This window comes from Rhizobium oryzihabitans (genome assembly GCF_010669145.1).
GTDB classification, from domain to species: Bacteria; Pseudomonadota; Alphaproteobacteria; order Rhizobiales; family Rhizobiaceae; genus Agrobacterium; species Agrobacterium oryzihabitans.
The window spans coordinates 1411901-1433510 of the sequence record NZ_CP048635.1; the positions used below are offsets into that span (position 1 = coordinate 1411901).

Sequence of the window (21610 nt, forward strand, 5' to 3'; positions counted from 1 at the left end):
ATGAACATCACCGACATTTTCATCCGGCGTCCCGTTCTTGCCCTGGTGGTGAGTGCGCTGATCATCGTGATCGGCTACCAGTCGTCCCGCGTGCTCTCGGTGCGTCAATATCCCCTTACCCAGAATGCCGTGGTTACGGTGACGACCGCTTATCCGGGTGCTGCGCCGGATGTGATCGCCGGCTTCATCACGACGCCACTCGAAAACGCCATCGCCCAGGCCAATGGCATCGATTACATGACCTCGTCGAGCACCAGCGGGACGTCGATCATCACTGTCAACCTGCGGCTCAATTACAATGCGGATGCGGCGATGACGGAAATCAACGCCAAGGTATCCTCGGTTATCAATCAATTGCCGTCGGGAACGCAACAGCCCATCATGACGGTTTCGATCGGCCAGACGATCGATGCGATGTATATCGGCTTTCGCAGCGATGTTCTGGCCGGCAACCAGATCACCGACTATCTGACGCGGGTGGTCCAGCCCAAGTTGCAAGCCGTCAACGGCGTTCAGACCGCCGAAATTCTCGGCGGCAGAACCTTCGCATTGAGGGCCTGGCTGGTGCCCGACAAGCTCGCGGCTTACGGGCTGACAGCTGGGGATGTGCGGAATGCACTGGCGGCCAACAACTACATCTCGGGCATCGGCACCACGCGCGGTCAGATGACCCAGACGGTGCTTACGGCACGGACGGACCTGCATTCGGCCGACGAGTTCAAAGACATGGTGGTCACGCAGATCGGCGGCACCACGGTGCGCCTGAAGGATATCGCCACCGTCGAACTCGGGTCGCAGAACCCCGATGTCCAGATCAGCTTCGATGCGCAGACCGGTGTCTTCATCGGCATCCAGATCGCGCCGACGGCAAATCTGCTCGACGTGATTGCCGGTGTGCGTGCGGCGTTCCCGGAGATTCAGAAACAGCTGCCACAAGGGCTCGAAGGCTATATCGTCTATGATTCCAGTATTTTCGTTACCAAGTCGATCGATGAGGTGGTGAAAAGCCTGGTCGAGGCTCTGGTGATCGTCATTTTCGTGGTGTTCGCCTTTCTCGGTTCGCCGCGTTCGGTTGCCATCCCCATCGTCGCCATCCCGCTATCGCTGGTCGGCACCTTCGCGATGATGCTGATCTTTGGCTTTTCAATAAACCTGCTGACCCTGCTGGCTTTCGTGCTGGCCATCGGCCTTGTGGTCGATGACGCCATCATCGTCGTGGAAAATGTCAACCGTCACATCGAGGAGGGCGCCGCGCCGATGCAGGCAGCACTGGCTGCCGCTCACGAGCTGGTCGGGCCGATCCTCGCAATGACTGTGGTGCTGATCGCCGTCTATGTACCGATCGGCTTTCAGGGCGGCCTGACCGGTGCTCTTTTCACAGAATTCGCCTTCACGCTCGTCGGCGCCGTGACCGTTTCCATGATCATCGCGCTGACCCTGACGCCGATGATGTGCTCGCGCATCCTGAAGCCGCATCTGACGGACCGCAGCGGCTGGGAGGAGCGTATCTCGGATTTTATCGATCGGCGCTTCTCGGAAATTCATAGACCCTATACACGATTGCTGCACGGCAGCCTGAATACGATACCGGTGGCGCTGGTATTTGCCGCCATTGTGCTTGGCAGCATCTATTTTCTGTACACAAGCGCCAAGAGCGAACTGGCCCCCAATGAGGACCAGGGATTTCTCGCCGCGCAGGTGACCAATGCCCCCAACGCAACGCTTCAACAGAAACTGCTCAGTTCCGACCAGGTCACCAAGATCTTCCGCAGCTTCCCGGAGACCGACAAGAGCCTGCAGGTTGAGGTGCCAGGCACATCGTTCCAGGGCATGGTGCTGAAGCCGTGGGACGAACGTGCAAGAACGGCAGACCAGTTACAGCCGCTGGTGCAGGCCGAAATGGCGAAAATCGCGGGAGGCCAGGCGGTTGTCTTCCAGTTGCCGCCGCTGCCCGGCGCCAGCGGCTTGCCGGTGCAGTTCGCCATCGGCAGCACGGGTAGCTTCGACCAGCTCAACGAAGTATCCAGCTCCGTCCTGCAGGAAGCGCAGAAATCCGGTGAGTTCATCTTCCTGACGAAGGATCTTTACGTCGACAATCCGCAATATTCTATCCTGATCGATCGTAGCAAGGCATCGGCGCTTGGCCTGCCGATGAGCACCGTGGGAGCATCACTCGCTTCCATGCTGGGTGGTGGCTATGTCAACTATTTCAGCATCGACAACCGCGCCTACCAAGTCATTCCGCAGGTTGAACAACGCTCGCGCCAGACCATCGATCAGATCATGGACTACCCGATCGCAAGCGTGAACGGTGCGAAGATCCCGCTCTCGGCGATTGCCACGGTGAAGCTTGAGGCAACCCCACGATCGGTCGCGCATTTCCAGCAGTTGAACTCTGCCACCGTTTCCGGCGTGCCCGCGCCGGGCGTTGCCGTCGGGGATGCCCTGGAGACGCTGAGGTCGATCGCGGCGCGGACGCTGCCGCAGGGCTACACGGTAGACTTTGGGGGGCAGTCCCGCCAGTTTGTGCAGGAATCGAGCGGCATGGCCGCCACTTTCGCTCTTGCACTCATCATCGTTTTTCTGGCGCTATCGGCACAGTTCAACAGTTTCCGCGATCCGCTGATCATTCTTGTGTCGGTGCCCATGTCTATAGCGGGCGCACTGGCTTTCATAAGCCTCGGAATCGGCGGGGCAACGATGAACATCTATACGCAGGTCGGGCTGGTCACATTGATGGGACTGATCAGCAAGCACGGCATTCTGATCGTAGAGGTGGCGAACACGCTGCAGGCTTCCGGCAAATCCAAGCGCGAGGCGATTGAAGGCGCCTGCGGCATCCGGCTGCGCCCGATCCTTATGACGACCGGAGCCATGGTTCTGGGCGTGGTGCCGCTGATACTGGCCACCGGCGCTGGTGCGGCTGCCCGCTACAATATGGGTTTGGTGATTGCCACGGGGCTTGCCATCGGCACATTGTTCACGCTCTTCGTGGTGCCTGCCGTCTACATGGTGCTGGCCGCGGATCACCGCAGGCAGGATGGCGTCGCGGCACCATAACGATCAATCTATCCGACTTTTAAAGTATTGGTGATTGGCCACTCCCTCGTGCCGTTTCCGGTTTAAAGGTGATAACCGGACTTTGGCGAAATCGACTGTCAAATATTCCTTTCATCGGGTCATCAGACGGGTGAATGCAGGAATGCCGGCATGGAATTGCCCTCTGATCGCTTGGCGAGATAGAGGCGGGCGGTGTCAAGCGCCTCGCGAATGGTCACATCCATGTCAAGATAACGATAGGTCCCAAGTCGTCCGACAAAGGTTATCGACACTTCCCGCTCGGCACGTGCCACATATTCGGCGAGCTGTTCCTTGTCCTTGACCAACCGAACGGGATAATAAGGGATGTCCTCAGGCCCGCATTCGCGGGAGAACTCCCTGTAGCAGACGGAGCCGGTATGTTCTTCCCACGGAGAAAAGTGCTTGTGTTCGGTGATGCGGGTAAAGGGTATTGAGGCGTCACCGTAGTTCATCACCGCGCAGCCCTGATAGTCGCCGTCATAGGTGAAGCGCTCGAAGTCGAGTGTTCTGTACGCCAAGCGGCCGAGTTCGAAGTCGAAATAGCCGTCGAGCGAACCGGAATAGAAGACGTGTTTAGACGTTGGTGCCTCTGCACGGCGGAATTGTGTGCCGAGCTTAACCGTGATGTTCGGATGATCGAGAATGCGCTCAATCATGTGCGTGTAGCCGGTCTCCGGCATGCCCTGGTATTTGTGGAAGAAGTAGTTGTCGTCATAGTTGAAGCGCACGGGCAGGCGTTTCAGGATGGAGGCCGGCAGGTCTGTCGGCGAGCAGCCCCATTGCTTCTCCGTATATCCCTTGAAGAAGGCTTCGTAGAGTTCCTGGCCGACGAAGCGCAGTGCCTGCTCCTCGAAAGTCTGCGGATCGGTGATCGACTTGTCCGCCTTTTCCTCGATGAAGGCTCGCGCTTCATCGGGCCGGAAGTTTTTGCCGAAGAACTGGTTGATCGTGTGCAGATTGACCGGCAGGGAATAGACGCGCTCGCTGCTCGTCGTTTTGACGCGGTTCTTATAGGGCATGAAAGTCTGGAAGCTGTTCACATAATCCCAGACTTCCCTGTCGTCGGTGTGGAAGATATGGGGACCGTAAACGTGGATCATGACGCCGGTCTCGCTGTCACGCTCTGTGTGGCAATTGCCGGCGATATGGTCGCGGGCATCGATGATCTCGACTGCATGGCCTGCCAGTGCGAGTTCTCGTCCTATGACCGCTCCAGAAAGGCCGGCGCCTACGATGATGATTTTTTCGTCTGCGCGCATTGAAAATCAATCCTGCTTATATGACGCCCCGTAGGCGGTAAAATTTGCATTGAAAAGCGCAGCTGAGCGCGTGTCTCGGCCAGCCGATCTCGCTCAGTTGTCTGGCTTCTGCCAGAGGCGACGATCATATGGGATCGGTGCGTAGTCGTGCCGCTGATTAAGCTTTTTCAGATAGCGCTTGCGGTAGCTCTGTTCATCTTCAAACTCGATGTTTTCCAATACGGTTTCCGCACCCAATTCATAGTAGAGATCGAGATTGCTGAGATCCGGCACAGGCGTTTCACCGCGCTCACATTCGCCCTGCATTTGCCAAAAGAGGTCCTCCAGACGTCGCGCCAAAGCAGGAATATCCCGCAACACGCTCGTTTCGCGCTGCCGGGCGATCGACACTCTCACCTCCAGGAGGCTCTTCCGATCGCGTTCGAAGCCGATGGCGCGGGCGACATAGTCTTCCGGCGAAGAGCAAAGCATCTCCGGGACACCGGCTGCGGTAACGATGCTGCCGCAGAAGCGTGCGGCAAACGTCTTTCCCGACATGGTGAGGACAGGCAGGCCGGATGTTATCGCATCCGCGGCCGTGGAGTGGGCACCATAGGGGAACGTATCCAGGAACAGATCGGCGACGCCGATACGGGCAATATGCTGCGGGTTCTGGACCTTCGGTGCAAATACGAGCCGTTCCGGCGCGACACCGCTTTTTTCCGCGACGTCTCGCAGGCGCTGATTGACATCGTCATCGCCGGTCAGCAACCACAATAGGCTGCCGGGCGTCTGTGACAGGATTGTCATCCATCGTGCAAAGCAGTTTTCCGTGATTTTCTGCATGCCATTGAAACTGGCGTAGACGAACGCATCCTCCGGCAATCCGACCTCGGCTCGGCTCGGCCGGGCGGCTATGGACCGCTTTCGGTCCAGCGGCTGGTCGCAGGCGATGCGCAGCACCTTTTCGGAGTAATAGATTTCGTTTTCTTCCGGGATCATGTATCCGTCAGAGATCAGATACTGATGGAACGGGCTTCCCGTCGATCCCGGATAGCCGCAGAAGCTGACGATGACAGGCGCAGGGCGATAGGCGAAAATCTTTGCGCGGGCGTCCTTGGTATAGCCGTTCACGTCGATCAGTATATCGATTTCGTCGGAGATGATTTGCGATGCGGCAGTGGCATCATCCAGGCCGTTGATATCCCGCCAGCAATGGACCGCGGCCTTTATTCGCTCCTGCGTGCTGTCCGTATTGCGGACATTGCCGCAATAATAGGCGAAAACTTCAAGGCTGTTCTTGTCATGCAACTCCAGAACCTCGCAAAGAGCAAAGCCCACGGCATGATCGCGAAGATCCGATGAGAGGTAGCCGACGCGCAGGCGCTGACCGGTTCCGGACTTCTGCTTTGGCGACCTGCGCGGAAAACGGCTCAGGTCCGGACATGCGCCGACGAGTGTTTTGCTAAAGCGATATGCCTTGGCCAGCTGGAACATCGGATCGTCAGCGTAGCAGCTTAACGTCAGCGACGAAATTGCATCGATCATCTTGCGGGGGGCGAGGTGGTTTGACGGTGCAAGCACCGGCCACTTGCACTGGCGCTGCCGCAACGATGCCCAGTGCTGCCCTGCCTCCGGCGAATCCGGCCGCAGCTCGAACGCCTGCAGCAATGCGTTTTCAGCTTCTTCAAACTTTCCGGCGCCTTCGAGGACGCGGCCGATATTCTGCAAGATCATATGCCGATGCCCAACCGCCTCGGCGTCGATATGGTGCGTGGACTCGGCGTACTGTGACCATTGCTCAACCGCCTGACCGATGAGCCCCGCATCTTCAAGCACACGACCGAGATTGATGTGGCCGGGGGCAAATTCCGGGTTGGCTTTCAGGCAGGCGCGGAATGCCTGGACGGCACCCGCGGGATCGCCACCTTGACTGAGAACGACAGCATAGTTGAAGTAAGCGAGATGGATAGCGGGACTATTGTCGTTGAATGCGACCCATGTCTTGTAGAGTTCCGCAGCAGCGGCGTGTTGACCTGCGCCATTGAGAGCCTCGGCCAGGCGCAGCAAATCCAGAAGACTCAGCCGCTGGTTCCGCGCGAGATCAAGTGCATTGGAAGCATCGTCGTTTGAAGTAGCGGCGTGGTTGGCGGTCATGGCATCCTGCGGCAAGCGACGAGGGGTTCGAAAGTAGAAACAGCCTGTTGGCGGGCCGTTTTTAGCTATCGCAGATAACTTGCCTGTGGCTGGATGTGTTTACTCAGGACTACTTGTGCGGAGCGGGACTAAACCTCTGCGAAGCTTGTGGTTTAGCGAGGTGAAATTTCCCAAGGCTCGCTCCGGCGCCATCCTGCTGGCATCGGAGCCTCGCATGTTCTACCGAAGAGAATGTTTCATTCTGTAGCTTGCCAAAGCGAGTGACGGATTGATTTGATAGACGCTGTGGAAGTCTTCATCTGTGAAGTATTGGTAAGAATGCGCGGCATGTTCCCGGAAAAGGCCGAGTAGATCGTGCCGCATCTGTTGGTTTGCCCATTCCAGCAACCCCGCCTTGAAGATGATGAAGATCGGATAAAATTTTGCCCTGAAGATCGGGCTGTCTTCAAAAAGCTTCTCGGCGTCTCTCAGCGCTTTGAACATTTCGAGACGACGTTCGTCGAAAGTACTCGTGTGCTGCTCACGTCCTGGGACGAGACGATGCGTCGTCAGGCTGCTGTTAATGGCCAGAAAGTGCCCGGCATTCATATAGGCTGCCCAATGCGGCAGGATGTCTTCGTTGATTCTGGCTGTCGAGAAGTGCCAGTTTGTTCGGCGGATGAATGATGTCCGCAGGATCTTGTTCCAGGGGTAATTGATCGTCACCAGGAACTGCGCGGCCGAGTCGAGATCGATCATTGCGCTTTCGCGATCGCCGAGGACATTATCCCAGATATTTTTATCGATAGGCGACATTTCCCCGGGAGGGCCGTCGGCCGTTCTCAACACATCATATCTGAATGCTGCGACATCGATATTCGTGCTGTCCATCAAGGGTAGAACGGTATCGACAGCTCCCGCGCCCAAGATGTCGTCGGCATCGTGAAACAGGCAATATTCGCTGTCGATCGTCGCCAGCGCCCTGTTGCGAGCAACGCCCGGCCCAGTGTTCATTGCGTTGCGCATCAGCCTTATATTGGCGTGGCGTGCAACATATTGCTCAACGATGTCGCAGGTATTGTCGGTGGAGGCATCGTCAACGACGACGATATCCATGTCGGTTTCATTGCGCAGAACACTGTCGAGTGTCTCGCCGATGAGATTGGCTATGTTGAAAGCCGGGATGATGACGGATATTTTTGCCACGACAGACACTCGATGTTTTCTGTTGCATTCTGCATTTAAAATGCATCCGCGCTATGACGCGGCCCTCTGCCGCGTCATAGATTTTCTGTTTTCTCCAAGTCTTATGCTGTCTTGTAGGCCTTGATGACAGCCTCGACCTGTCCATCGTTCATTGCCCCGACCTGTTTGGCAGAGAACGCCGCAGCGTTGGTGCCGCCGAGACCGGCAAGGGTCGCGGTCGAAAGGCTGGCGATGACTGTGGCGCTTAAGGCCTTGATCTCGTCGGTGGAGAAGAGCTTGAGTTCGTCGCTGCTCAGGGTCGCGACCTGGGCGGAACTGAGGCCGGCGATCTGATCAGAGGTGAGTGCTTTGATCTGTTCGCTGGACAGGGCCGCGAAATGCGACGAAGACATGGCGGCGATCTGCGCTTTGGTCAGTGCCGCAGTGCTTTCGGTGCTGAGACCGGCAAGGGCAGCTGTGGAGAGCTTGGCCATGGCGGTGACGCTGAGGGCCTTGATCTCGCTACTCGAGAAGGTCGCGAGGTCGCTGCTGTCCAGGGCTGCAATCTGGGCTGTGCCGAGGCCGGCGATCTGATCCGAGTTGAGGGCCTTGATCTGGTCGCTGGACAGTGCCGCGAACTGCGTCGTGGAGAGGCCTGCGACCTGGGCTCTGCTGAGAGCGGCGATGCTGGCAGTGCCCAGCTTTGTTGCATCGAGGCTGGCGAGGGCCTTGGCGCTGATGGCCTTGATCTCATCGGTTGAGAAGGTGGCGATGGCGCTGGAGGAAAGCGCGTTCAGCTGTTCCGAAGAGAGTGCTGCGATCTGCGTCTTGGTCAGTGCCGCAGCGTTTTCGGTGCCGAGACCGGCAAGGGCGGCTGTGGAGAGCTTGGCCATGGCGGTGACGCTGAGGGCCTTGATCTCGTCAGTCGAGAAGGTCGCGAGGTCGCTGCTGTCCAGGGCTGCAATCTGGGCTGTGCCGAGGCCGGCGATCTGATCCGAGTTGAGGGCCTTGATCTGGTCGCTCGACAGTGCCGCGAACTGCGTCGTGGAGAGGCCTGCGACCTGGGCTCTGCTAAGAGCGGCGATGCTGGCAGTGCCCAGCTTTGTTGCATCGAGGCTGGCGAGGGCCTTGGCGCTGATGGCCTTGATCTCATCGGTTGAGAAGGTGGCGATGGCGCTGGAGGAAAGCGCGTTCAGCTGTTCCGAAGAGAGTGCTGCGATCTGCGTCTTGGTCAGTGCCGCAGCGTTTTCGGTGCTGAGACCGGCAAGGGCAGCTGTGGAGAGCTTGGCCATGGCGGTGACGCTGAGGGCCTTGATCTCGTCAGTCGAGAAGGTCGCGAGGTCGCTGCTGTCCAAGGCTGCAATCTGGGCTGTGCCGAGGCCGGCGATCTGATCCGAGTTGAGGGCCTTGATCTGGTCGCTCGACAGTGCCGCGAACTGCGTCGTGGAGAGGCCTGCGACCTGGGCTCTGCTGAGAGCGGCGATGCTGGCAGTGCCCAGCTTTGTTGCATCGAGGCTGGCGAGGGCCTTGGCGCTGATGGCCTTGATCTCATCGGTTGAGAAGGTGGCGATGGCGCTGGAGGAAAGCGCGTTCAGCTGTTCCGAAGAGAGTGCTGCGATCTGCGTCTTGGTCAGTGCCGCAGCGTTTTCGGTGCTGAGACCGGCAAGGGCAGCTGTGGAGAGCTTGGCCATGGCGGTGACGCTGAGGGCCTTGATCTCGTCAGTCGAGAAGGTCGCGAGGTCGCTGCTGTCCAGGGCTGCAATCTGGGCTGTGCCGAGGCCGGCGATCTGATCCGAGTTGAGGGCCTTGATTTGGTCGCTCGACAGTGCCGCGAACTGCGTCGTGGAGAGGCCTGCGACCTGGGCTCTGCTGAGAGCGGCGATGCTGGCAGTGCCCAGCTTTGTTGCATCGAGGCTGGCGAGGGCCTTGGCGCTGATGGCCTTGATCTCATCGGTTGAGAAGGTGGCGATGGCGCTGGAGGAAAGCGCGTTCAGCTGTTCCGAAGAGAGTGCTGCGATCTGCGTCTTGGTCAGTGCCGCAGCGTTTTCGGTGCCGAGACCGGCAAGGGCGGCTGTGGAGAGCTTGGCCATGGCGGTGACGCTGAGGGCCTTGATCTCGTCAGTCGAGAAGGTCGCGAGGTCGCTGCTGTCCAGGGCTGCAATCTGGGCTGTGCCGAGGCCGGCGATCTGGGCCGAATTAAGAGCCTTGATCTGGTCGCTCGACATCGCTTCGATCTGGCTGGCATAAAGCGCAGTGACCTGAGCCGATGACAGGCTGCTGACCTGAGCAGCGCTCAATTTTGCGATCTGGGATAGGGTTAGTGCCTTGAAGGAGGTCGCGGAAATTGCCCGGATGTCTTCAGAGCTGAAAAGAGCAAGGCTATCCGTGCTCAAAGAGGCGATCTGAGACGAGGTTAGCGCCTTGATCTTGGTGCTATCCAGGGCATTCACATCCTCCGACGTTAGACTGGCAATTGTGGACGTAGAAAGCTTGGAAATCTGCACAGCAGACAGTGAGGAGAGTATTGAAGTCATGAACGTGTCCTTTGAACCGAATGGCGACTGGTCACGCCTATCTGCCGCCAGACACCGTGCTTGATGACAACGGTCCGACATCCGCAAATAAAGCGAAATTGTGGAGAACATGGCTCATGTGAACCTGCGCTGGAAAAGCATCATGCAATTCGAGCCGGATGACGGGCCCGGATTTTCCACGCTAGCTTGTGCGAATGCGCTTAATAATTTTGTGCCGCTTAAGAGTTCTTGCGACGTGTGTTTCATATCAGACTAACATTTAAAGGTGAGTTAATATTTGCAGTATTCAATTTAATTCTTGATTTTTATGAATTACATATATTTATAAAGTATACGCTTCTAAAATAAACTAATTACAGCCGCTTCCATATAGCGGATATCTACATATTTTCCCACTAAATTAGGGGGAATTCATAATCAGTAAGATTCTATGTTTGATTTTATTGAAAAATGTTGAGTCGTTCTTCCTTGGGTCGCACAGAGGAATGAGGTGAAAAGATCGCGTCGCACGTCTTAATTCATTGCGGAAGATGAAAGTGATCGTTAATGCGGCGGCGGTCGCGCCGCGCATGGTGCCCGCCAACCGAAGCTTCACCTCGAAGAATTCGGTTGGTGGGAGCATGCCGTGACGATCGAACGGCACGAAGAAATTCGGCTGGCCGTGGCGCAGGATCGCCTTCACCTCATCAGTTCCCCTTGATGATCCTCGCTATCTCGAGCCACCGGCCGACAGCGGGACTTAAGCAGTTTTTTGCTCTGGCGGCACGCGCGATGATGGGATCGCGAGGGGCAGCGCTGTAACGATCACCGGCACGATCAGGGTTGACCATGCTGCGCCATAGCCAAAATGGTCGACCAGTAGCCCGAATATGTAGGGGCCAATTGCCATGACTCCCAGACAAATCGTGGAAGCGAAGGCGATCGTCGATGCTATCGAACCTTTCGGTGCACTTTCCGCGATTTCCAGGAGATAAAGGGGAAACCACCCAATCCCAAATATTCCCAGGATTATGAGCACGATAAGGGTTACTGGGGGCGGAGTGCCGATGGGCAGAACTGCGAGGGCCGCGGCGGCGGCTGCGGCGATGATGGATACCCTGCCGAAGGATTGACCGCGACGCCCGGGTCGGAAGTGATCGCTGATCCAGGGCAACAGGATACGGCCCGGAATGCCCGCAAGCTGTGTTGCGGCAAACATCGAGGATGCGACAAAAAGGCCAAGTCCCAATCCGTCCGCCATGAACCCGATGACATGCGCCGTGAGGGTAAACTGAAACGCGGACATGGCAATGCCAAGCCGCAATACGGGCCAGAAGCCAGGATTCTGCCCGACGATGCGGGAGAGTTTTGCCAGAGGAAGCGGCCGTTCGGTTTTGGCCGCTACATCGCTTCCCTCGCGATAGAGTCCCCAGAAGAGTGCAGCACCCGCTACGGAAACACCGGCACAGAGCCAGGCTGCGGCATGCCACCCGTAACGAACCGCCATGAAGGGAAGGAGAGCGGCTGCGATCATCGTTCCGAAGGGAACCGCGGCCTGTCGAAACCCCGTTGCGATGCCGCGTTTGGCGGGTGGGAACCAGCGCATGATCGCCCGCGTGCCGCCCGGTTGCACGGCTGCATAGGTGCCGCCCAGAAACGCGATGCAGACAAGCAGCGCGGGAAGGCTGTTTGCGAATGCCGCCGCGCATGCCATCGCGATCGCCATGCCGAGCATGGCAATGCCGACGATGCGGCGTTCACCATGAATGTCGATGGCGCGGCCAAGCGTGAACATGGTCACGATCTGGATAGCGTTCATGACGGTCACGGCGAGTGACGCGGATGCAAGAGAGACGCCAAAGGCTTCACGCCAGAAGGGCACGAGAATGTAGATGCCCTGCGACACGAACGAGCCGGCGGTCTGCGTGCCGACTGCCACGGCAAGCACGGCCCAGATCCTGGGATCGGTGGCGGCAACGGGTGCAGGCGAAGTCGAAGAAATCTGTGACGACATGGAAAAGCTCCTATCAAGAGTTTCCGTGCAATAGCCTTCCCGAAGAGCCGACAGAATTAAGGGCTTGCGCGTTTCAGTGATAACAGCTTGTTATGCTTCCCATGCGCTCATTGGATTCCGAGGCCGTCGAGGCTTTTCTTCTTGTTGCCGAATTGCAGTCGTTCACGCAGGTTGCCGGCGTCATGAATACGACGCAGGCCGCCATATCCCTGCGCCTGCGTCGGCTCGAAGAGATGTTGGGGCATCGCCTGGTCGAGAGGACACCGCGCCGGGTGCGGTTGACGGCTGCAGGCGAACGCTTCCTGGAGCCCGCGCGAGCCTATGTCGCTGCCGGCCGTCGCGCGCGTGACGTCTTTGGGCAGGAGCCGAGGCGCCTGGCGATCGGTGTGACGCATCACCTGATCGGGGCCGACCTGCCGCGGATCCTTCGGGTAATCAGCGAGCGCGAAACGAGTGTTACGCTTCATCTTCGCACCGCAGGCACCAGAACCCTGCTAGAGCTTTATGACGCCGGAGAGCTCGATGCGATCGTGGTGTTGCGGCATGACGATATTCGTCGAGACGGCGAGCTTTTGTTTCAGGAGAGCTTTGGCTGGTATTGCAGCGCGGACTTCGATCTGCCTTCGAATGGCCCGGTGCCGCTCGTGCTTCAGCCTGCGCCCTGTAATTTGCGTGCCATGGCCCTCCGGGCGCTGGATAGCGCGGGTATCACTTGGCGCGAGGTGTTCGTCGGAACAGGGGCAACGGCGGTCGGGGCAGCTGCCGAAGCCGGGATCGGCATCGCGCTCCTGGCGCGGAGCGCAGTTCCGGCTGGTGTGCGGGAGGTCAGGAGCCGTCTGCTGCCGGAGCTTCCAAAGCTGGATACCGTGATGATTTCGACGGTCACGGGCGACCATGCGAACGCCGTGCTCCGACGGATCACGAAAGCGTTTCGATCATCCTGATGTGGCTGGTCTGGAAGTGGCTCTCATCGTCCTGGGGCGCAACAAAAGCAGGAAAATCGGCGCGCCGATGACCGCGGTAACAATGCCCGCCGGTAGTTCTAGGGGGCGATGACGCTGCGTCCTGCAAGGTCTGCGAAGACCATCAGCAAGGCACCGATCGCCATTGCCACCGGCAGGCTGCGTGCGTGTCGTGATCCGACCAGAAGCCGTGCGGCGTGCGGGGAGAGGAGGCCGACAAAACTGACGGCTCCGATGGACGAGACGGCAACGGCGACGGCGCAGGCGGAATAGAGGATGGCCCATGTTCGGGCCCTGTCCGTTACCAGGCCGAGCGATCGCGCTTTTTCGTCTCCCAGCGAAAGCGTGTCCAGGTGGCGGCTACACAGGATGCCGATTGTTACCAAAATGACGGCCCACGGCAAAAGCACGAGAACATCTGCGTAACCGCGTCCATGCGTTGAGCCCGTCAGCCAGGAAAGTGCCTGTGCCGTCTGCAATCGCGCTTCGACAACGACGATGGTTCCGGCTGCGCCAAAACTTGCCGCGATGGCAACGCCTGCCAGAATAAGTCTTTCCGGTGCATTTTTAGGCCCGAAAAACCGCAGGAGGAGAACGGCGGAAAGGGCGCCGATGAGCGTCGCCATCTGGAAAATCAGCGTTCCGGGCACCAAGCCGGACAAAAGACCGATCAAGCTGAATAATGCGGCTCCCTGCGTGAGACCGAGCGTTTCAGGGCTGCAAAGCGGATTGCGCGTCACGGCCTGCAAGACAGTGCCGGCTGCTGCCAGCAGGGCACCGCAGCCAAGCGCCACAAGTAAACGCGGAGCCCGGATATCGAGGTTCGCAGCAATGTCCGTCATTGACAGGGAGACACCATCGCCAATCGCCAGCGCTGCGCCGATACCTGCCAGCGAAGTTACCGTCAAAATCGTGATCAGCAGGGGAAGGGAAGGGAGCCTAAGCGCCGAAGGCGAGCCGATGCGCCGCTCTGCCCCCAATCTCGAGGTCCGCAGCAGAAGCAGCATGACCGGCGCTCCAAAGCAGGCGACGATGATGCCGGTGGGGACAATGGTACCGTTGGTGCCGAAAAGCTGTGCGATGACATCGGCAAGAAGCAGCGTATTTGCTCCCCAGATCAGTGAGAGAGGCAAATGAAAGCGGTGCCTGATGATGCCAAGCGCCCGAAGAATGTTCGGGATTGCGAGCCCTATGAAACCAATCGGGCCTGCAAGCGTAACCGCAGCGCCGGACAGTACAACGCCGGCAAAGATGCCCGATAACGTAACGCTTCGTGTCAGCCCGAGGCTCGCTGATGCCTGATCGCCGAGGCCGAGCAGGTCGAGCGGCCGCGCAAGCGCCATCAGCACCAGAAAAGACAAAAGAATGGCCGGGCCGGCAACCATGACTTTCGACCATCCGGTCTGGTCAAGAATACCGGAAGACCAGAGCACCAGACCGGAAGCCCTGTCGTCGGCGAGAAGGACGATTGCGGAAGAGATTGCGGCAAAGCAGAGGGAAATCGCAACGCCCGCGAGAGCCAGCCGTCCCGGCGGAGCGCGGAACCCGCCGGCCAGCGCGATGCAGGCCGCGGCTCCTGCCAGGCCGCCCAATGTCGTTGCCATGATCGGCGGCATGGCTATCGGCAGCAACAATGTGGATATGACCAAAACGAGCTGTGCGCCGCTGGTGACGGACAGAATATCCGGCGCAGCCAGGGGATTTCTGAGCACGCTTTGGAAAACCGAGCCTGCCAGGGCCAGGGCGACTCCGGTCAGGATCGCCGCAACCACGCGTGGAGCACGGCTCGTTTCCAGAATGGCCTGGGCCAGCGTGGCGGGGCGTGTCGTGAAGGCAAATATGTCGTGCCAGCCGATCAGCTTGCTTCCCAGACGCATGTCGAGTGCCGCCAGGACGAACAGAAGCAATATGCCAGCAGGCAAGAGAAGCGCCGAGGTGAGACGGTGCGAGCCGGCAGACGGGAGCGACATTTTCATTCGGATGCCTGATGATCGCGCGGACTGCCGGCAGCGCCGATCCAGTCGATCAGGCAATAGGCACGGTCGGCACCGCCGGGATGCGCAACCAGATCAACCTTGCAGCCAAACGCCAGTTGCAGCAGGTCGGCTGTCAGCACCTGCCTTGCAGGACCGGTGGTGAGCACTTCCCCCTTGCGCATCAATATTACATCATCAGCGATATCCATGACCTGATTGAGATCGTGAAGCACGGCGATGATCGTCAGGCCTTCCGTCCGGTTGAGCTGTCTCAGCAATGTCAGCAGTTCAGCCTGATGGCGGATGTCGAGAAAACTGGTCGGCTCATCCAGAAACAGCACGCTCGGTTGCTGCGCCAGTGCCATGGCAACCCAGGCACGCTGCCTTTCGCCCCCGGACAGTGTCGCAAGCTGGCGCGCGCGCAGGTGCTGCAGATCGACCCTCCTGATGGCGCTGTCGATGATGTCGCGGTCAGTGGCTGAAAGGCGTCCAAGCCAGGGACGGTGTGGGTAACGACCCTGCTCGACCAGCTCTTCGACCGTAAGACCGACCGGAATTTCAGGCGACTGCGCCATGACGGCAACCTGTCGGGCAATATCGCGGCGGCGCAATTCCGATAGCTCTCGCCCCAGGAGCTGCACCTTGCCGGCCGTCGGTATTTCCAGCCCTGCCAGGCATTTGAGAAGCGTGCTCTTTCCAGACCCGTTCGCCCCGCAGATGACGGTAACGCGCCCCATCTGCGCCTGAATGTCGACGTCGCGTAAAGCATGGGCCCGATCGTAGGCGACGCTCAAACCGCTCGCCTGCGCAGCGGGCATATCAATCTGGGTGCTGTTCAAACTGCAACCTCGCGCATCGCCTTTCGCAGCGATGACAGGCTGCGATAACCGACATCCGCTGCCGCCTCTTCAAGGCGCGCTCCTTCCGCCTGCCTGCGCATCACATGCGCCATGCGCAGGCGGCGTCGCCACTCGGCAAAACTCATGCCGGTCTGAGTGCGGAACTTTCGCGTCATGGTCCTGCGGCTCATGCCGAGATTGTCGGCCCAGTGGTCGATATCAAGGTCGATCGCCGGTGTTTCGGACAGGTCCCGGCACAAGCGCTGAAGGCGTTTGTCGCTTGGCATCGGAAGCGCGAAAGGACCCTCCTGCGCATTGGCGATCTCTTCAAGGATCAGGGCTGCCAGATGTCCACCGCGGCCATCTTCATCATAAAGCGTCGGCTGTTCTAGAAAGGATCCAACCGCCGCCGACAGGAGCACGGATGTGGAGATGACGCGCGTCGGCTCCCAGCGCAATGTCAGGCCGGGTTCGGGCTCGATATAAAGCGACTGCATGGAGACACGTCCATGGGACCTCACCGCATGGGGAATGTCGGGGGTGATGAGCAGGCCATATCCACTCGGAATGATGAATGAGGTGTCGGGCGTGCGAGCGGTCATGAAACCGTCGACAATTTGCAGCAGCTGGCCGCGCCGATGGCTGTGCCAGCCGAAATCGACGCTCTTTTCATATATGCGCGCCATTGCCGCGACGGGCCTTGGCACATTTTGAAGGTCCACGGCCTTTTGCGGCTGTTTCATCGTATCTCCCAACGCAGCCGGACCAAAAACCTGGTGGGCATTGTCATGAATGGGAGCAATAGCGGCACGCATCTGTTTTTTCAAAAGGAAAAGATGGCCCGATTATTGGTTATTTCGCTATTTTGGTTCATTCAGGCCATTTAATGGCCCGTCTGCGATCAAGTTTGACCTGACAATGATGATAAAAAAAGTCTACTTAAGCGGCCGAATGCGGCGGGATATGGCTTTGTGGCGGAAAACTCCGAGGTCTTTACCCGCTCCGGCAGCAATCACATCACAGGTTCCGCATAATGCAACACACCGGCCTCACAACACGCAAGCCATCTGCTTTTTCCTCCAGACGCGCGCGGCTTTTCATTCTGACGTCCGGCGTCGCATTGGGCGTGATTGCCGGACAGGCAGTGGCGTTTGCGCAGGATGCCAACGGCTCCACGCAGCTCGAGCCTATCGTGGTACAGGGAAAGGCTGCGGCCAAGGGCGCGCGCGTTGAACAGCGCGGCTACGTGGCGCGGGATTCCGCTTCTGCAACGAAAACATCCACGCCCGTTGCGGAAACGCCGCAGTCGGTTTCCGTCATTACGCGGGGTGCCATGACCGATCGTGCCGTGCAGACCGTAGCGGACAGTCTGCTCTATAGCTCGAACGTCAACGGCCAGCGTTATGGCAACGACCCGCGCTCTGACTACTTTACCATTCGCGGCTTTGCCGCAGACCTTTATCTCGATGGGCTGAGGGTGCCGCAGATCGCCAACCAGACCGGCGGTTATGCGGGCTTTCGTGTGGAGCCGTATTTCCTGAACCGCGTGGAGGTCCTGCGTGGACCGAGTTCGGCACTGTTCGGTCAGACGAATGTCGGCGGTGTCGTCAACATGATCAGCAAGGACCCGAAAGATGTTGCCGGCGGCGAACTCTATACGCGTTTCGGCAGCTATAATCAGAAGGAGATCGGTTTCGATGCGACCGGTCCCATCGGTACCGATTCTGGCCTGAGCTACCGGCTGGAAGGTGTTCTTCGTGACAGCGACGCGATGAACGATTTCGGCAAGAACGACCGTGTCGCCATCAGCCCCACGGTAAAGTGGTCGCCGGACGAGGATACCAGCCTGACGGTATATGGCGCCTATATGAAGGATGATGCGGGCCAGGTGCCGTCGCTCATTCCGGCCGCTGGCAGTGTCTATGCGAACAGACTTGGACTGACGATCCCCCGCAATTTCTCCGATGGCGATCCGTCGCTTGCGATCTACGACAAGGAAACGGCCTATGTCGGATATCGTTTCGAGCACGCCTTCAGCGACGATCTCGTGCTGCGGCAGAATTTCCGCTATTCCTATCTCGACGTTAACTACCAGAACCTGTTCGGCAACGGCCTTGCCGCCAATCAGCGCACGCTTTCCCGTCTGGTCTACAATGCGCAGCCGACGCTCAACGCTGCCGCACTCGATACCAATCTCGAATATAAGTTCGATACGGGTCCCGTCAGCCACACCCTGCTTGGCGGTGTCGACCTGCAATGGCAGAACCTCGTCAACGATACCGGCTCGCGTGCTGGCCCGACACTCGATCTTTTCAATCCGGTCTACAACATCGGCGTGACCCCGGCGACATTGACGACACGTCTCGACCAGACGCAGCGTCAGGTGGGCATCTATCTTCAGGATCAGATCGAGATCGGCGGCTTCAGACTGACGGCCGGCGGACGTCAGGATTATGTGGACAACGATTCCGACAGCACGGCCCTGTCCAGCGGTATCACCACACAATACAGGCGAAATCACAGTGCCTTCACCGGCAGGGTAGGGGCCGCCTATGTCTTCGACAACGGCATCATTCCTTACGCCGTCTATTCCACCTCGTTTGCCCCGGTCCTGACGCTTGCGGCAGATCCGCTGAAGCCCACGACGGGCGAATTGAAGGAAGTGGGCGTCAAATACGCGCCTGAGGGAGAGGACTTCAGCCTCACGCTTTCCGGTTTCGAGGCGACCCAGCAAAACGTGGTAAACCGCATCGCGGGCATCTATTATCAGACCGACGAAGTGCGTGTCCGCGGTATTGAACTCGAGGCAAACGCGACGCTCTGGGATCGCGTCAATCTGACGGCTGCGGCCAGCTGGCAGGACCCGGAAGTCACGCGGAGCGAAACGGCAACGCAGGTCGGCAAGATGCCCTATACGGTTCCAAAGCAGCAGCAGTCGCTGTTCGTCAGCTATGACGTTCCGATGCCGGATGCCTGGGATGGGAAGTTGACCCTGGGCGTCGGTGCGCGTCACGTCGGCAAGACGGCAGGGGATACGGCGAATTCATTCTTCGTGCCGGGTTACACATTGGTGGATGCCTTCGCCCGTTATGAACATGATCGCTACTCTTTCCAGCTCAATGGTTATAATCTTGGCGACAAGACCTATGTCGCCGGCTGCAACACGACCACACAGTGCTATTACGGTCAGGGATTGACCGTGGTCGGCACGGTGAGCGTCAAATGGTAACAGCAATTCGCAGACGATCGTTCATAACCGGCGTGGTGGCTCTGGCCACCACGCCGAAATCGTTTGCGGCGCCTGTGCCGAGGCGTATCGTTACCCTCGAATGGACCGCCACTGAAATTGCGCTCTCCCTTGGAATTCCGCCGGTTGGATGTGCGGAGCCTTCCGGTTACCGCGCCTGGGTGAATGTCGAGAACGACCGGCTTGGTGATGTTGTCGATGTCGGGCGGCGGCAGCAACCGAGCCTTGAAGCCATTCGCAGGCTGCAGCCAGATCTCATCCTGTCTTCCCGTTTCCGCCACGCATCACTCGCTTCAGCACTCGGCGATATCGCCCCGACCCATCTGATTGACGATCAGGCTGCCGACGGCGACATGCTGGCGGCCGTCTATCGCAGCGTCACTCAGGCCGGGGCGGCACTTGCCCGGGCGGATGAAGCCGCCGCACTGCTGGCCCGGTTTGATGAGAGCATGGAGATTTTGAAGAGCCGGCTCGGCAGCACGGTTTCGGGGCGGGAGCTGATCGTGGCCCAGCCCCTGCCGGGTGTGCCGCGTCTGCGGATATTCGCTCCCAACTCGGCCATCGCCGGATTGTTGCAGAGGATAGGGTTTACGGCCGCCATGGACCTGCCGCCGCAACCATTCGGCTTTACGACAATCGACCTCGAAGGGCTCGCCGCGCTGGATGGTCAGTGCACCCTGTTCATCCTGTCGGAGTCGATACCGGACGACCTCCGCAACGCCGCACTTTGGCCGGTACTCCCGATCGTCGCGCAAGGCAATGTCATGGTGGCAGGCGCCACGACCTGGCCATTCGGCTCGACGGCGTCATTGCAGAAGCTGGTCGGCGAGATTACCAGTCAGTTCGATTGAAGTTGCTGGACGGCTGATGCTGCGGACAGAAATATTACGCTGCCTTTTTGAACAATCGACCCCTGTCGGTTCCCGTTCGCTGTTTCAGCGAAAACGGCGTGGCGATCTTCTCCTTGCCGAGCTTCTGGAGCCGCGTCGCTTCGAGAGGCTACTCAGGAACTATGGTCGCCGACATGGGCGCGACCCCGTTTACGAAGCAGTCGCGAGTGAATGGTCCAAACGGTATTTTGCCTCCATTGTGAAGCCAGCGGTTGCTGCAGCGATCCTTGCCGATTGGCGTGTCCCGCTCACGCCCGAGAAGATAAGCCTTGAGGTGAATGATGATGGTGACATCGTTTCGGTGCGCCTCTCGTCCTTTGGTGGTCCTGTTGCTGCAGCTTCGCCGGAAGAGCGCTTCGACTTTCTGGTCAGGGACAATCTGGCCGTGGTCGTGAGCGCGATTGCGGATGCGAGTGGCCTTTCACGCAACGTCCTGTGGAGCAATGCCGGCAACATGTTCGAGGGAACTGCGCGCAGTTGCGAAGCGCTTCTGCAATCCAGAACAAGCGGTCTGGACCATGCGTTCGGGCTTCTTGAGACAAGCCGTCTTTCTGACGGGACTCGCAACCCACTTCATCGGCCTATTGTCTATCCCATAAAAGATGATGGGCCCAAACGTCTGCGCCGCGTATGCTGTATCCGCTATCTCTTGGAGACACTCGATTATTGTGCGACTTGCCCTTGTCCTGGAAGCGAGTAGGCTTAAATCGATCCGAGGGCAGGTTACGATCGGCTCAATGCTGACAGGGTTTAGACTTGTCATGATTGGTTACTCTCGCTGTCCGCGCATTTGGCAGGGGATTACGCATCGATATATCGCGCAAAATATATCGATGCCAGAGAGTGCATCGGCGGCTATATGCTGCATCAACACAGGGTCGTGATGGCGGACGACAAACAGCGTGAGCAACGGCTAGTCCAGAGGGGCGGAAATATGCGGGCCTTACGATCACGAACATGTGCTCTGAGGGCTGTAACTTCCTCGGCTTCGCCCTCGTAAATACTCTGAGAACTGGTTCAACGGGAGGATCGAGCAATGGTGAATAGACGAGAGCTTCTCAAAGGCGCAGCATTCGTAGCGATTGGACTTCAGCTCGGTGGTGGGCGGGCGTTTGCCGCGACGGGTTCTTTTCCCATGACGTTGACCGATGAGGAATGGCGTAAACGCCTCACCCCGGATCAATATGAGGTTTTGCGGAAAGAGGGCACGGAATATCCGGGATCCAGCCCATTGCTGCATGAAAAGCGCCGCGGCAACTTCGCCTGTGCGGGTTGCGATCAGGAGGCGTTTTCCTCGACCACCAAATTCGAAAGCGGAACCGGGTGGCCAAGCTTCTGGGCCCCACTGGAAAACGCGGTCGGCACCACGCAGGACGCCTCTCTTGGAATGGTGCGAACGGAGGTCCATTGCGCGCGTTGCGGCGGCCATCTCGGTCACGTTTTCGATGATGGTCCCAAGCCCACGGGCCTTCGCTATTGCCTGAACGGCGTGGCGCTGAATTTCCATCCGGCGTCGGCCTGACCGACAG

Annotated in this window: 16 protein-coding genes; 7 read left to right on the forward strand and 9 right to left on the reverse strand. The window is 58.7% G+C overall.

From position 1 onward, the window contains the following. Complete coding sequence (locus G3A56_RS23240; protein WP_082185019.1) at positions 1-3060, forward strand: efflux RND transporter permease subunit; 3060 nt, start codon at positions 1-3, stop codon at positions 3058-3060. A 122-nt stretch (positions 3061-3182) separates the two neighbouring features. On the opposite strand, the gene glf is transcribed toward G3A56_RS23240, so the two are convergent. The 6 genes from glf to G3A56_RS23270 all read right to left on the reverse strand — a co-directional run bounded on the left by glf (position 3183) and on the right by G3A56_RS23270 (position 12059). Beyond that, a complete protein-coding gene (glf, locus tag G3A56_RS23245) occupies positions 3183-4340 on the reverse strand; it encodes a UDP-galactopyranose mutase (protein WP_082185018.1) in 1158 nt (385 codons plus the stop codon). A gap of 93 nt (positions 4341-4433) precedes the next feature. Beyond that, entirely contained in the window at positions 4434-6476 is a 2043-nt protein-coding gene (locus tag G3A56_RS23250; RefSeq protein WP_082185017.1) for an O-linked N-acetylglucosamine transferase, SPINDLY family protein, read from the reverse strand. 219 nt (positions 6477-6695) lie between these two features. Beyond that, positions 6696-7670, reverse strand: a complete 975-nt coding sequence (locus tag G3A56_RS23255; RefSeq protein WP_246231415.1) for a glycosyltransferase — start codon at positions 7668-7670, stop codon at positions 6696-6698. 92 nt (positions 7671-7762) lie between these two features. Then, positions 7763-10174 carry an ice nucleation-like protein gene (locus G3A56_RS23260; protein WP_246231416.1) on the reverse strand — a complete coding sequence of 804 codons (2412 nt, stop codon included), beginning with the start codon at positions 10172-10174 and terminating at the stop codon, positions 7763-7765. A 400-nt stretch (positions 10175-10574) separates the two neighbouring features. Beyond that, entirely contained in the window at positions 10575-10856 is a 282-nt protein-coding gene (locus tag G3A56_RS23265) for a hypothetical protein (protein WP_137067620.1), read from the reverse strand. 57 nt (positions 10857-10913) lie between these two features. Then, entirely contained in the window at positions 10914-12059 is a 1146-nt protein-coding gene (locus G3A56_RS23270; RefSeq protein WP_246231417.1) for an MFS transporter, read from the reverse strand. On the opposite strand from G3A56_RS23270, the gene G3A56_RS29050 reads away from it, so the two are divergent. Next, positions 12046-12201, forward strand: a complete 156-nt coding sequence (locus G3A56_RS29050) for a hypothetical protein (RefSeq protein WP_246231418.1) — start codon at positions 12046-12048, stop codon at positions 12199-12201. The two genes, G3A56_RS23270 and G3A56_RS29050, sit on opposite strands and share 14 nt — an antisense overlap. Before the next feature lie 58 nt (positions 12202-12259). Continuing rightward, positions 12260-13111 (forward strand): LysR family transcriptional regulator, encoded by an 852-nt coding sequence (locus G3A56_RS23275; protein ID WP_082185014.1) that lies wholly within the window; start codon positions 12260-12262, stop codon positions 13109-13111. Positions 13112-13209: 98 nt separating this feature from the next. Here the strand turns inward: G3A56_RS23275 and G3A56_RS23280 are convergent, their stop codons facing one another. From G3A56_RS23280 to G3A56_RS23290, 3 genes are read right to left on the reverse strand one after another with little or no spacing between them, the layout of a single operon-like run. After that, a complete protein-coding gene (locus G3A56_RS23280) occupies positions 13210-15105 on the reverse strand; it encodes an iron ABC transporter permease (protein ID WP_246231419.1) in 1896 nt (631 codons plus the stop codon). Further along, on the reverse strand, positions 15102-15899 hold the full coding sequence (locus G3A56_RS23285; protein WP_343044298.1) for an ABC transporter ATP-binding protein: 798 nt from the start codon (positions 15897-15899) through the stop codon (positions 15102-15104). The genes G3A56_RS23280 and G3A56_RS23285 overlap by 4 nt, the downstream gene beginning before the upstream one ends. 41 nt (positions 15900-15940) lie before the next feature. Then, a complete protein-coding gene (locus G3A56_RS23290; protein ID WP_082185997.1) occupies positions 15941-16687 on the reverse strand; it encodes an AraC family transcriptional regulator in 747 nt (248 codons plus the stop codon). Between the two features lie 290 nt (positions 16688-16977). On the opposite strand from G3A56_RS23290, the gene G3A56_RS23295 reads away from it, so the two are divergent. The 4 genes from G3A56_RS23295 (at position 16978) to msrB (ending at position 21603) form a co-directional block, all read left to right on the forward strand. Continuing rightward, positions 16978-19173 carry a TonB-dependent siderophore receptor gene (locus tag G3A56_RS23295; RefSeq protein ID WP_082185012.1) on the forward strand — a complete coding sequence of 732 codons (2196 nt, stop codon included), beginning with the start codon at positions 16978-16980 and terminating at the stop codon, positions 19171-19173. Continuing rightward, entirely contained in the window at positions 19167-20042 is an 876-nt protein-coding gene (locus tag G3A56_RS23300) for an ABC transporter substrate-binding protein (RefSeq protein ID WP_246231420.1), read from the forward strand. Before G3A56_RS23295 ends, G3A56_RS23300 begins: the two co-directional genes overlap by 7 nt. A 16-nt stretch (positions 20043-20058) precedes the next feature. Continuing rightward, positions 20059-20781, forward strand: coding sequence for a siderophore-iron reductase FhuF (gene fhuF, locus G3A56_RS23305; RefSeq protein ID WP_082185010.1), 723 nt, complete (start codon positions 20059-20061; stop codon positions 20779-20781). A 336-nt stretch (positions 20782-21117) separates the two neighbouring features. After that, positions 21118-21603 carry a peptide-methionine (R)-S-oxide reductase MsrB gene (msrB, locus tag G3A56_RS23310; protein ID WP_082185009.1) on the forward strand — a complete coding sequence of 162 codons (486 nt, stop codon included), beginning with the start codon at positions 21118-21120 and terminating at the stop codon, positions 21601-21603. The last annotated feature ends 7 nt before the right edge of the window (positions 21604-21610 follow it).

Bases quoted from the DNA above. Each gene is read 5' to 3' on its own strand.
- msrB (WP_082185009.1), top strand. From the start codon at position 21,118: ATGGTGAATAGACGAGAGCTTCTCAAAGGCGCAGCATTCGTAGCGATT.
- G3A56_RS23260 (WP_246231416.1), bottom strand. From the start codon at position 10,174: ATGACTTCAATACTCTCCTCACTGTCTGCTGTGCAGATTTCCAAGCTT.
- G3A56_RS23290 (WP_082185997.1), bottom strand. From the start codon at position 16,687: ATGAAACAGCCGCAAAAGGCCGTGGACCTTCAAAATGTGCCAAGGCCC.
- G3A56_RS23280 (WP_246231419.1), bottom strand. From the start codon at position 15,105: ATGAAAATGTCGCTCCCGTCTGCCGGCTCGCACCGTCTCACCTCGGCG.
- G3A56_RS23250 (WP_082185017.1), bottom strand. From the start codon at position 6,476: ATGACCGCCAACCACGCCGCTACTTCAAACGACGATGCTTCCAATGCA.
- fhuF (WP_082185010.1), top strand. From the start codon at position 20,059: ATGCTGCGGACAGAAATATTACGCTGCCTTTTTGAACAATCGACCCCT.
- G3A56_RS23275 (WP_082185014.1), top strand. From the start codon at position 12,260: ATGCTTCCCATGCGCTCATTGGATTCCGAGGCCGTCGAGGCTTTTCTT.
- G3A56_RS23240 (WP_082185019.1), top strand. From the start codon at position 1: ATGAACATCACCGACATTTTCATCCGGCGTCCCGTTCTTGCCCTGGTG.
- G3A56_RS29050 (WP_246231418.1), top strand. From the start codon at position 12,046: ATGCCCTGCGACACGAACGAGCCGGCGGTCTGCGTGCCGACTGCCACG.
- glf (WP_082185018.1), bottom strand. From the start codon at position 4,340: ATGCGCGCAGACGAAAAAATCATCATCGTAGGCGCCGGCCTTTCTGGA.
- G3A56_RS23295 (WP_082185012.1), top strand. From the start codon at position 16,978: ATGCAACACACCGGCCTCACAACACGCAAGCCATCTGCTTTTTCCTCC.
- G3A56_RS23300 (WP_246231420.1), top strand. From the start codon at position 19,167: ATGGTAACAGCAATTCGCAGACGATCGTTCATAACCGGCGTGGTGGCT.